Source organism: Salmonella sp. A29-2 (assembly GCF_020150755.1).
Lineage (GTDB): Bacteria > Pseudomonadota > Gammaproteobacteria > Enterobacterales > Enterobacteriaceae > Salmonella > Salmonella enterica.
The window spans coordinates 3,800,942-3,812,311 of record NZ_CP083731.1; the positions used below are offsets into that span (position 1 = coordinate 3,800,942).

Annotated in this window: 10 protein-coding genes and 1 pseudogene; 1 reads left to right on the top strand and 10 read right to left on the bottom strand. The window is 53.8% G+C overall.

From position 1 onward, the window contains the following. Nucleotides 1-9 precede the first annotated feature (9 nt). Nucleotides 10-201: a DNA gyrase inhibitor YacG gene (yacG, locus tag K8W53_RS18510; RefSeq protein WP_023195283.1), complete on the top strand. Its 192-nt coding sequence runs from the start codon at nucleotides 10-12 to the stop codon at nucleotides 199-201. Here yacG and K8W53_RS18515 read toward each other — a convergent pair. From K8W53_RS18515 to murC, 10 genes and pseudogenes are all read right to left on the bottom strand, one after another. Beyond that, a pseudogene (locus tag K8W53_RS18515) lies at nucleotides 198-311 on the bottom strand (LysR family transcriptional regulator); the annotation flags it as partial. The gene yacG and the pseudogene K8W53_RS18515 sit on opposite strands and share 4 nt — an antisense overlap. Before the next feature lie 212 nt (nucleotides 312-523). Beyond that, entirely contained in the window at nucleotides 524-919 is a 396-nt protein-coding gene (gene mutT / locus K8W53_RS18520) for an 8-oxo-dGTP diphosphatase MutT (protein WP_001615842.1), read from the bottom strand. A gap of 151 nt (nucleotides 920-1,070) precedes the next feature. Next, nucleotides 1,071-3,776, bottom strand: a complete 2,706-nt coding sequence (gene secA / locus K8W53_RS18525) for a preprotein translocase subunit SecA (RefSeq protein ID WP_000905756.1) — start codon at nucleotides 3,774-3,776, stop codon at nucleotides 1,071-1,073. Between the two features lie 61 nt (nucleotides 3,777-3,837). Further along, complete coding sequence (secM, locus tag K8W53_RS18530; RefSeq protein WP_000014336.1) at nucleotides 3,838-4,335, bottom strand: secA translation cis-regulator SecM; 498 nt, start codon at nucleotides 4,333-4,335, stop codon at nucleotides 3,838-3,840. A 278-nt stretch (nucleotides 4,336-4,613) separates the two neighbouring features. Continuing rightward, nucleotides 4,614-5,531 carry a UDP-3-O-acyl-N-acetylglucosamine deacetylase gene (gene lpxC, locus K8W53_RS18535; RefSeq protein ID WP_000595487.1) on the bottom strand — a complete coding sequence of 306 codons (918 nt, stop codon included), beginning with the start codon at nucleotides 5,529-5,531 and terminating at the stop codon, nucleotides 4,614-4,616. Between the two features lie 100 nt (nucleotides 5,532-5,631). Next, nucleotides 5,632-6,783 carry a cell division protein FtsZ gene (ftsZ, locus tag K8W53_RS18540; protein ID WP_000462785.1) on the bottom strand — a complete coding sequence of 384 codons (1,152 nt, stop codon included), beginning with the start codon at nucleotides 6,781-6,783 and terminating at the stop codon, nucleotides 5,632-5,634. Nucleotides 6,784-6,843: 60 nt separating this feature from the next. Next, nucleotides 6,844-8,106, bottom strand: coding sequence for a cell division protein FtsA (gene ftsA, locus K8W53_RS18545; RefSeq protein WP_000588463.1), 1,263 nt, complete (start codon nucleotides 8,104-8,106; stop codon nucleotides 6,844-6,846). After that, nucleotides 8,103-8,933, bottom strand: a complete 831-nt coding sequence (ftsQ, locus tag K8W53_RS18550; RefSeq protein WP_000075728.1) for a cell division protein FtsQ — start codon at nucleotides 8,931-8,933, stop codon at nucleotides 8,103-8,105. The genes ftsA and ftsQ overlap by 4 nt, the downstream gene beginning before the upstream one ends. Nucleotide 8,934: 1 nt before the next feature. Continuing rightward, entirely contained in the window at nucleotides 8,935-9,855 is a 921-nt protein-coding gene (locus tag K8W53_RS18555) for a D-alanine--D-alanine ligase (protein ID WP_000763895.1), read from the bottom strand. Next, nucleotides 9,848-11,323 carry a UDP-N-acetylmuramate--L-alanine ligase gene (gene murC / locus K8W53_RS18560; RefSeq protein ID WP_001096072.1) on the bottom strand — a complete coding sequence of 492 codons (1,476 nt, stop codon included), beginning with the start codon at nucleotides 11,321-11,323 and terminating at the stop codon, nucleotides 9,848-9,850. The genes K8W53_RS18555 and murC overlap by 8 nt, the downstream gene beginning before the upstream one ends. Nucleotides 11,324-11,370 lie beyond the last annotated feature (47 nt).

Genomic DNA, 11,370 nt, shown 5'->3' on the forward strand with positions numbered 1-11,370 from the left:
GGAGTAAAAATGTCTGACGTGACCGTCGTAAACTGTCCGACCTGCGGTAAACCGGTCGTCTGGGGGGAAATTAGCCCCTTCCGCCCATTTTGTTCTAAACGCTGCCAGTTAATTGATTTGGGCGAATGGGCCGCCGAAGAGAAACGAATCGCCAGCAGCGGCGACCAGTCTGATAGCGACAACTGGAGCGAAGAGCGCTAACGGTGATAGCTCTGTTGAGACGGCAATATCGCCTTATGACAAAAATAATCAATAAATACGCGTAGTTTTGGCGCCATATGCGCGCGGCCGGGATAATACAAATAAAACCGGCGAGATTAGGCTATAACAGAAACGTAGCCGCCACTGCGCCAGGGTGGATGAAAACCTCGGCGCGTTATCACTGACCCTAAGCCCGCAGGAGCTGGCGGCAATTGAGACGGTTTTTCCTCACGACGCCGCGGCCGGCCCCCGCTACTGGCCGGAAATTATGTCGACATTAAATCGCTAATAAGATCGATGGGGATCGTGTTGCGATCCCCCACTAAAGCGCAAATTGGCGTAATTTACGAATAATCGGTTCATTGGCCGGCGGAAAATCGTCCGTACTCAACGCGTTCTGCGCGATCCACCGTCCCGGCTGTCCTTCTTTCCCCCACGGTTCGCCATCCCAGCGTTCAACCAGCCAAAACCACAGCGTAATGTGTCTATCCGGGAATTGATATTCCAGAGTGTCGAATAATGTCACCTGTGTTGGCGTAATCCCCACCTCTTCCTGTAGCTCCCGGATCAACGCCTGCTCTGGTGTTTCGTCGGCTTCAATTTTTCCGCCCGGAAATTCCAGCTTGTTCGCCATATGCGCATCAGCGGCGCGTCGGGTAATAAAAATTTCGTCGTTCGGGTTGCGGATAATCCCAACCGCGATTTGCAGTTTTTTCATCTTGGTGCATCCATAAAAAAGGCGCAGTCGCCTGCGCCTTTTTATCTGTGTTCAATGCCAGGCCGAATAAGCGTAGCGCCCTTCGGCAATAATGCCAGCACCGACCTGATGGCAACACATTATGTCTTATCAGGCCGGTAAGTTTATCGCATTAGCTCAGGCGACCGTGACACTGTTTGTATTTCTTACCGGAACCACAAGGGCAAGGATCGTTACGTCCAATCTTACGTTCGCCTGTTTGGGCGGCCAGATCGGCAGCCACGGCGGCATCGTCATCCTGATGGCTTAGCTGCTGCATCTGCGCCAGGCGCTCCGCCTCTTCGCGACGCTGCATTTCCATCGCTTCGACCTCTTCCGGCATACGTACCTGGACTTTGCTCAGGGTACTGATCACTTCATATTTCAGCGATTCCAGCATCGCGGCGAACATAGCGAAGGATTCGCGCTTGTATTCCTGCTTCGGATCTTTTTGCGCATAGCCGCGCAGATGAATACCCTGACGCAGGTAATCCATCGCCGCCAGGTGCTCTTTCCACAGGGAATCGAGCGTTTGCAGCATCACGCCTTTTTCGAAATGACGCATCATTTCAGCGCCAACCACCTCTTCTTTACGCTGATACACCTCGATGGACTGCGCCAGGATGCGCTCACGCAGCGTCTCCTCATGCAGCTCCGGCTCTTTATCCAGCCATTCGGCAATCGGCATCTCCAGGTCGAAGTCGTTTTTCAGGCGTTCCTGCAAACCCGGGATATCCCACATCTCTTCCAGCGACTGCGGCGGAATGTAGGCGTCGATAGTCGCCTTAAAGACATCTTCGCGAATGCTGTTAATGGTGTCGCTCACGTCAGACACATCCAGCAGTTCGTTACGCTGGGTATAAATTGCACGGCGCTGATCGTTCGCCACATCATCATATTCCAGCAGTTGCTTACGAATATCGAAGTTACGGCTTTCTACTTTACGCTGCGCGTTAGCGATAGCTTTCGTCACCCACGGGTGCTCAATCGCTTCGCCCGGCTTCATCCCCAGTTTACGCATCATACCGGAGACACGATCGGAGGCGAAAATACGCATCAGCGCATCTTCCATCGACAGGTAGAAACGGGAAGAACCCGGATCGCCCTGGCGACCGGAACGGCCACGCAGCTGGTTGTCGATACGGCGGGATTCATGGCGCTCGGTGCCAATGATATGCAGACCGCCGGCAGCCAGAACCGCGTCATGGCGTACCTGCCAGTCCGCTTTAATCTGCGCAATCTGTTCTTCCGTCGGCGCTTCCAGCGCGGCGACTTCCGCCTGCCAGCTACCGCCCAGCATAATATCGGTACCACGCCCCGCCATGTTGGTAGCGATAGTGACCGCCGCTGGATAACCAGCCTGCGCAACGATGCCTGCTTCGTTGGCGTGGAATTTTGCGTTCAGGACGTTATGTTTGATGCCCGCTTTGGTCAGCTCTCTGGAGACCACTTCAGATTTCTCGATAGAAATCGTCCCGACCAGCACTGGCTGACCGTTCGCGGTACGTTCTTTAATATCTTCGATAATGGCCTGGATTTTTTCCGCTTCGGTCATGTAGACCAGATCCGGCAAATCTTTACGGATCATCGGACGGTTGGTCGGAACAACGACGGTGTCCAGCTTATAGATAGAACTAAATTCGAAGGCTTCAGTATCCGCCGTACCGGTCATACCGGCCAGCTTTTCATACAGACGGAAGTAGTTCTGGAAGGTAATAGACGCCAGCGTCTGGTTTTCATTCTGAATTTCAACGCCTTCTTTCGCTTCTACCGCCTGGTGCAGACCGTCAGACCAGCGACGCCCCTGCATGGTACGACCGGTATGTTCATCAACAATGATGACTTCGCCGTCTTTCACAATGTAATCCACGTCACGGGTAAACAGCGCGTGCGCGCGCAGCGCGGCGGTGACGTGATGCATCAACATAATATTGCCAGGCGAGTAGAGCGACTCGCCTTCATCCATAATGCCTTCTTGCACCAGTAGCTCTTCGATCAGCACCAGACCGCGTTCGGTCAGGTTAACCTGGCGCGCTTTCTCATCAACGGAGAAGTGGCCTTCGCCCTGGAAAGTGTCAGAATCTTCTTTCTCCTGACGAATCAGGTGCGGAATGATTTTGTTCACTTTTTTGTACATTTCCGAGCTATCTTCCGCCGGGCCGGAAATAATCAGCGGCGTACGCGCTTCATCGATCAGGATGGAGTCAACCTCATCCACCAGCGCATAATGCAGTTTACGCTGCACGCGCTCTTCCGGGCTGAACGCCATGTTGTCGCGCAGGTAGTCAAAACCGTATTCGTTGTTAGTGCCGTAAGTGATGTCGGCAGCGTAAGCTTCACGTTTGGCGGGCGCAGGCATACCTGGCAGGTTGATACCAACGGACATACCGAGGAATTCGAATAGCGGGCGGTTGTTTTCGGCGTCACGCTGCGCCAGATAGTCGTTCACGGTTACCACATGAACGCCTTTGCCGGACAGCGCGTTCAGGTAGGCTGGCAGCGTTGCGGTCAGCGTTTTACCTTCACCAGTACGCATTTCGGCGATACAGCGATCGTTGAGCACCATACCACCCAATAGCTGAACGTCGAAGTGACGCATCCCAAAGACGCGTTTACTGGCTTCACGCACCACCGCGAACGCTTCCGGAATCAGGCTCTCTACACTTTCGCCTTTTTCAATACGGGCGCGAAATTCGTTGGTTTTCGCTTTCAGTTCGTCATCGGAGAGTTTTTCCATCTCCGGTTCCATCGCATTAATAAGGCTGACGGCCTTACGCATACGACGCAGCGTACGATCGTTACGGCTACCGAATACTTTGGTTAATAATTTGATTAGCATAATAAAGTCTCAAATGCCCCGCGCCGCGGAGCTACAAATAAAGTAAAAGGGTCTTTTTTCGTTAGCTGAGACGTTGCGGACCAGCGCGGATACCCTGCGCCTGACTTATCCAGGCCGGGATGCTAAATGCGGTTTGTGGCGCAAAATACGCCAGGGAGAGGCGGCGAACAATCGCCGGCGGCGTGCCCTCCTGCGTGAGCATCGCGCTGAGCGTATTCAGTAAGGCGATATGATGCGCCTGTAATGGCGACGGCGCGTCGGCAACGGGCAGCGTTTGCGGCGCCATTGCAAAAGAAAGGTGGCGAATCACCGTGCGAATAGCGTGCTGATGCCAGTAATCTACGGTGAAATTGGGACGACGGTTAGAGGCTTCTAACAGCGCAAGATGGCTAAAGTTAACTTTAGACGCGGTGCTGGCGGTCGTCCTTGCAGGCGTATTGGTTTCAGCAGCGTTACTGAGCGCGGGCAAACCAAAACTCGCCGCGACCATCCCTAATAAGAGATGCGGCCAGAAGTATCGTCTGCCTAACTGTCGCCAGCGCGTCAGTATTCCACTCACGTCATTGCCACCTGATATGCCCCTCATGGGCTTACGGAATCAAAACAATTTGCGCACAAATCTTATCATTAAAGCGTACGCGCTACAGCAGTAATGACGAGAAGCTAAGGTGAAAATCGGCTAAGAAAACAGCGAACGCGCCGTGTTTCCATTTAACCCTGTCAAAATGGCTGTATTAAGGAAAGCGCAGATAAAGGATAGTAAAAAAAACGACTGGCTCGCCTGGCCGGAGAGAGTGCCAGGTTAACCAGTCGAATTTTATACGACAGCGTATGTCGTTATGCCAGTACCGTCGAAGGCGCTTTGAAAGCCAACGGCAGTTCTGCGTCGTCCTGGAAGGTCACAAATTCCCAGGCTTCCTGTTTTGCCAGGACTGCCTGTAACAATTTGTTATTCAATGCGTGACCGGATTTATACGCGGTAAACGCACCAATAATATTGTGACCACACATGAACAAGTCACCGATCGCGTCGAGCATTTTGTGACGAACGAATTCATCTTCAAAACGCAGGCCGTCTTCGTTCAATACGCGATAATCGTCAACAACGATGGCACAATCGAAGCTGCCGCCCAGGCACAGGCCGCGGGACTGCAGATATTCGATATCACGCATAAAACCGAAGGTACGCGCACGGCTGATCTGGCGCATGAACGCATCCGCAGAGAAGTTCATCGCGTAGCGCTGGCTGCTGGAATCGATCGCCGGATGGTTAAAGTCGATGGTGAAATCCAACGTAAAACCATTGTACGGTCTGAATTCAGCCCATTTATCGCCATCTTCAACCCGAACTGTCTCTTTGATGCGTACGAATTTTTTGGCGCAGTTCAGTTCATCAATACCGGCATCAAGCAGCAGGTAGACAAACGGAGCGGCACTGCCATCCATGATCGGGATTTCCGGGGCATTAACCTCAATAACGATGTTATCGATACCTAAGCCCGCCAGAGCAGCGTTCAGGTGCTCAACGGTTGAAATCCGTACATCATGCTCATTCACCAGACATGTACAGAGCATGGTATCACGCACAGATTTGGCATCGGCCGGGAAATCTACCGGTGGATTCAAGTCGGTGCGACGATAGATGACCCCGGTATTGGCCGGCGCAGGGCGTAATGTCAGGGTGACTTTTTTGCCGGTGTGTAAACCGACGCCAGTCGCCTGAACGATACGTTTAAGTGTCCTTTGTTTGATCATCGTATAATCTCGCCAAATTACCTATCCAACCGAAGTGTACTATACATTCGGCGGGCCAGTTTAGCACAAAGAGCCCAGAATCCCAAATTCCAGCTAATTCTTAATCAGCTTGCTTACGCAGGAATGCGGGGATATCCAGATAATCCGGCTCTTTCGCCGCCTGTGGTGTATTGTCGTTAACCACTTTCGCGACCGTTTTTTGCTCCTGCGTCAGCGGCGCCATACCGTGCTGCTGATAACGATCCAACACCGGCTGCTGCACCTGTTTATTGGTGACCAGGGTGATTTCCGGACGTTTGTCCATACCAATACCGGTCGCCACTACCGTCACGCGCAGTTCATCATTCATATCCGGGTCCAGAGAGGTACCGATAACCACGGTGGCGTTATCCGACGCAAACGCGCGAATAGTGTTACCGACGGTTTCGAACTCATCCAGACGCAGGTCGAAGCCCGCAGTAATGTTGACCAACACGCCGCGCGCGCCGGACAGGTCGATATCTTCCAGCAGCGGAGAGGAAATAGCCATTTCAGCCGCTTCTTCCGCACGGTCTTCACCGCTCGCCACGCCGGAGCCCATCATTGCGTAGCCCATTTCAGACATCACGGTACGCACGTCAGCAAAGTCGACGTTCATCAGGCCCGGGCGGGTGATCAGCTCTGCGATACCCTGAACCGCGCCTTTCAGCACGTCGTTAGCCGCGCCGAACGCGTCGAGTAGGGAGATACCACGGCCCAGCACTTTCAGCAGCTTGTCGTTCGGGATGGTGATCAACGAGTCCACATGCTTGGACAGCTCGGTGATACCCTGCTCCGCAAATGCCATGCGCTTTTTGCCTTCAAAATTGAAAGGCTTAGTCACCACGGCAACGGTCAGAATACCTAAATCTTTTGCCACTTCAGCAACCACTGGCGCCGCGCCGGTTCCGGTACCGCCGCCCATGCCTGCCGCGATAAATACCATGTCTGCGCCTTCAAGCGCCGCACGCAGCGCTTCACGGTCTTCGTCCGCCGCGTTACGACCGACTTCCGGGTTAGCGCCAGCGCCCAGACCTTTGGTAATGCCGCTACCAATTTGAATGGTCTGGCCAACCGCCGTTTTACGCAACGCCTGAGCGTCGGTATTCACCGCGAAGAATTCAACACCTTCGATGCGCTCGCGCACCATGTGTTCAACAGCGTTACCGCCGCCACCACCGACGCCGATGACTTTAATCACCGCGTCGTTGGTTAGTTCCATAGGTTCAAACATAATCTCTCTCCGTCATGTGCCTGTCGCCTGAGGCCGTAATATCTGGCGGCCTCATAAAAATTAAAACTCTTTTCGCAGCCAGCTATTAAGTCGCTTGATCCACGAGCCAACTGATGCCGTAACACGTTTTTCCACTTCTGCTTCACCGTTTAAGTGGGACTCTTTCCCGTAGTGAAGCAATCCCACCGCCGTTGAGTAATACGGCTCCTGGGCATAATCCGTCAGACCGGTGATATTCAGCGGCGCGCCGATACGCACCTGCGTATGAAACACGCGCTGAGCGCAAGCAGCAAGCCCTTCGATTTGCGCCGCGCCGCCGGTTAACACAATCCCCGCCGCCAGGTGATGTTTTACCCCTTGTTGGCGAAGCTGTTCCTGTAATTGCAATATCTCTTCGTTGACCAGATTGAGCAGCTCGGTGTAACGCGGCTCAATCACTTCCGCCAGCGTCTGACGTTGCAGGCTGCGCGGCGGACGCCCGCCTACGCTCGGTACTTCAACGCTTTCGTCTTTACCGACGATGGAACCCAGCGCGCAACCGTGGCGGACTTTAATGGCTTCAGCATCGCTCGGCGGCGTACCAAAGGCATAAGCGATATCGCTGGTCACCACGTTCCCCGCGTAAGGGATCACTTTGGTATGACGCAGCGCGCCGCCAGTATAAACGGCGATATCCATTGTACCACCGCCGATATCCACGACACAGACGCCCAGTTCACGTTCATCTTCCGTTAACACGGAATAACTGGCCGCCAGTCCGGCAAATATCAGTTGGTCAACTTTCAGACCACAACGTTCAACAGCTTTGACAATGTTTTTTGCCATATCGTTGTGGCAGGTAATCAAATGTACTTTCGCCTGCATACGCACGCCGGAAAGACCGACCGGATTTTTAATGCCTTCCTGGTAGTCAATGGCGTACTCCTGAGGAATCACATGCAGCACGCGATGTTCATCGCGCACGCGCACTGACTTCGCAGTATGCACGACGTTTTCCACATCTTCTTGCGTCACTTCCTCTTCGGAAATGGGCACCATACCAATTTCATTCTGACAGCTAATATGTTTGCCGGAAAGCGCCAGATATACCGAGGAGATCTGGCAATCGGCCATCAATTCCGCCTGGTCAATGGCGCGCTGAACGCATTTCACCACTGACTCAAGGTCATTCACCCCGCCTTTATCCATACCCCGCGATGGGCAACTGCCCACGCCAATGATATTGACCATACCGTCGGGCAGAACTTCCCCTACTAAAGCGGCAACCTTCGCGGTGCCAATCTCCAGTCCTACTACCAGTTTTCTGTCCGTCGCCTTGATCATTGTTGTTCTGCCTGTGCCTGATTCTGTTGCTGATTAGATTCCTCAGGGGGGAGCGGCGCCCAGCCAACTGCCGCACCTGAGTCATAACGCAAATCAACGTAGCTAATCCGTTTGCCATCGGTTTGCGCCTGCTGCTGTAAAACCGGATAGAGTTCTACAAAGCGAGCCAACCTTTTCATCGTATCGCCCCTGCCGAGATTGAGCTTAATGCCGTTATTAAGCGTCAATTGCCAGGAGCGACGTGCGGTCATCGCCGCTTCCTTTAGAGTGAATTTATCCTTAGCCAGCACCTGCCCCATCTCGCGGTATCCCTGCAACACTTCACTCGCGCTGCCTTCCGGGCCATACAACATGGGTAAAACCTGTTTGCCGATGCGGTCTGACGGCACGCTGAAGGTGTTCCCTTCAGCATCGACCATATGTTGATCATTCCAACGCGCAATCGGCACATATTCAACCAGATGAATCTTCAATTCATCAGGCCACTGTTTTCTGACGCTGGCCTGTTTAATCCACGGCAAACGCTCAATCTGGCTCTGGATAATGTTCACATCCTGCGTCATGAAGGTTCCCGGCGCGCCCAGAGCCAGTATCGCCTGACGGATATCATCGTTACGCGTGTAGTGACGCTCGCCGGTTAATACCAGCTTTGATAACGGTAAACGCTGCGCATCTTCCATCCACCCTAACACGACCCACCCGCTAACAAACACGGTGCACAGTACCGTCAGCAGGAATAAAATTCCTGCAAGACGCGTTCCATTATTGCGGCGTGAAGAAGGCGTCTCTTCATCACTGTTTCGCGTGTTCAGCGCAGCCTGCGACATATCAGTCCGCCAACTCCAGAATTCGTACCACTAACTGCGAGAAGCTCATTCCCGCCTGACGCGCCGCCATCGGCACCAGACTATGGCTGGTCATCCCCGGAGAAGTATTGGCTTCCAGCAGATAAAACTGACCATCGCTGTCCAGCATGACGTCAATACGCCCCCATCCCGTGCAGCCTAAAGCTTTCCATGCCTGCAGGACGAGAGACTGTAGCGCGGCTTCCTGGGACGCTTCTAAACCGGCAGGGCAGAAATACTGAGTCTCATCAGAGAGATACTTCGCCTCATAATCATAGAAGGTTCCTGCCGGTTGGATACGAATTGACGGTAAAATTTCTTCGCCAACTATCGCCACCGTAAATTCCGGACCGCACAGCCATTTTTCAATCAGTATTTCGTCATCATGCTGAAAAGCCAATGATAACGCACCCTGTAAAGCATTTTCTTCTACTACTTTCGTCATACCGACGCTGGAGCCTTCACGGCTGGGTTTGACGATCAGCGGTAAACCCAGCGCCGAAATTCGCGCTTTTTGTTCTTCGCTAAGGCCTTTTTCAAACTCAGCGCGCGTCAGCGCGACCCACGGCGCAACTGGTAAGCCTGCGCCCTGCCACAGCAATTTACTGCGCAGTTTATCCATGGAAAGCGCCGAGGCCATCACGCCGCTACCGGTATAAGGCAGGCCGAGCAGTTCAAGCATTCCCTGTAAGGTGCCATCTTCACCGCCACGGCCATGCAACGCAATAAAGACCTTCTGAAAGCCCATTGCTTTAAGCTGCGCGACATCGACCTCTTGCGGATCGACGGGATGCGCATCAATGCCGCCTTCACGTAACCCGGCCAACACTGCCGCGCCGGAATTTAACGAAACGTCCCGCTCCGCAGAGGTTCCGCCCAACAGGACCGCGATTTTATCAGCCATGTTGCTCTTCCTCCTGGATTTGCGGCTTCAGCTTGATTTCAGATAAGTAACGCGCAATTTTGCCAACATTTCCTGCGCCTTGCACTAATATCAAGTCGTTACCCGTCAGCACCGGCGCTAACATTGTCGCAACCTGAGCCGGATCGGAAACCAGAATCGGGTCAATTTTTCCCCGATTACGAATCGTGCGACATAAAGAACGGCTATCCGCGCCCGGAATCGGCGCTTCGCCCGCCGGGTAAACGTCCAGCATCAGCAGCGCATCGACCTGGGTCAGCACATTGGCGAAATCGTCATACAGATCGCGCGTGCGCGTGTAACGGTGCGGCTGAAACAGCATCACCAGGTTTTTATCCGGCCACCCTGCTCGCGCAGCTTTAATGGTGGCGTCTACTTCAGTCGGATGATGGCCATAATCATCCACCAGCATCGCCGTCCCGGCTTTACCATTCACCGGCTCAAGCGGGAACTCGCCGAGGAAGTCAAAACGACGCCCGGTCCCCTGGAAGCTTTCCAGCGCGCGCAGGATAGCGTCATCGTCGATGCCTTCTTCGGTCGCTACCGCCACTGCCGCGGCGGCATTCAGGGCATTGTGGCGACCCGGCGCATTCAACGTGACATGCAGATCCGGCATTCCCTGGCGCAACAGCGTAAAGTGCCCCTGCGGCCCTATCTGCTGATAATCTTCTACGCGGACGTCAGCATCCTCGCTAAAGCCATACGTCGTGGTCTGACGCCCCACCCGCGGCAGCAGCTCGCGGATGACCGGATCGTCGACGCACATTACCGCGCGACCGTAGAACGGCAGGTTATGCAGGAAGTTAATAAACGTCTGCTTTAAATTTTCAAAGTCGCCATGATAGGTATCCATATGGTCGGCTTCGATGTTGGTGACGATCGCGACCATCGGCTGCAAATGCAGGAAGGACGCGTCGCTCTCATCTGCCTCGGCAATCAGGTAACGACTATGGCCCAGACGCGCATGAACGCCTGCGGCTTTCACCAGTCCGCCATTCACGAAAGTCGGGTCCAGCCCCGCTTCGGCATAAATACTGGACACCATCGCGGTCGTTGTGGTTTTTCCGTGCGTCCCGGCAATGGCGATGCCGTGGCGAAAACGCATCAGTTCCGCCAGCATTTCCGCACGGCGAATAACCGGAATACGCGCTTCATGCGCCGCGACAATTTCCGGGTTATCCGCGGAAATTGCGCTGGAAACGACGACCACGCTGGCATCACGCACATTTTCCGGACGATGGTTAAAGAAAATCGTCGCCCCCAGGCTCGTCAACTGCTGGGTCACCGGATTCGGCGCTAAATCGGAACCACTGATCTGATACCCTTCATTGGCCAGAACTTCGGCAATACCGCCCATACCAGCACCACCGATGCCGACAAAGTGAATGTGCCGAACGCGACGCATTTCGGGCACGATGGAACGCAGTTTTGCCAGTTGTTGTGTATTCATTCTTTACGCCATTAACTCCAATACCCGCCATACTTCAAATTGCAGAT

Bases quoted from the DNA above. Each gene is read 5' to 3' on its own strand.
- yacG (WP_023195283.1), top strand. From the start codon at position 10: ATGTCTGACGTGACCGTCGTAAACTGTCCGACCTGCGGTAAACCGGTC.
- mutT (WP_001615842.1), bottom strand. From the start codon at position 919: ATGAAAAAACTGCAAATCGCGGTTGGGATTATCCGCAACCCGAACGAC.
- secA (WP_000905756.1), bottom strand. From the start codon at position 3,776: ATGCTAATCAAATTATTAACCAAAGTATTCGGTAGCCGTAACGATCGT.
- lpxC (WP_000595487.1), bottom strand. From the start codon at position 5,531: ATGATCAAACAAAGGACACTTAAACGTATCGTTCAGGCGACTGGCGTC.
- ftsZ (WP_000462785.1), bottom strand. From the start codon at position 6,783: ATGTTTGAACCTATGGAACTAACCAACGACGCGGTGATTAAAGTCATC.
- ftsA (WP_000588463.1), bottom strand. From the start codon at position 8,106: ATGATCAAGGCGACGGACAGAAAACTGGTAGTAGGACTGGAGATTGGC.
- ftsQ (WP_000075728.1), bottom strand. From the start codon at position 8,933: ATGTCGCAGGCTGCGCTGAACACGCGAAACAGTGATGAAGAGACGCCT.
- K8W53_RS18555 (WP_000763895.1), bottom strand. From the start codon at position 9,855: ATGGCTGATAAAATCGCGGTCCTGTTGGGCGGAACCTCTGCGGAGCGG.
- murC (WP_001096072.1), bottom strand. From the start codon at position 11,323: ATGAATACACAACAACTGGCAAAACTGCGTTCCATCGTGCCCGAAATG.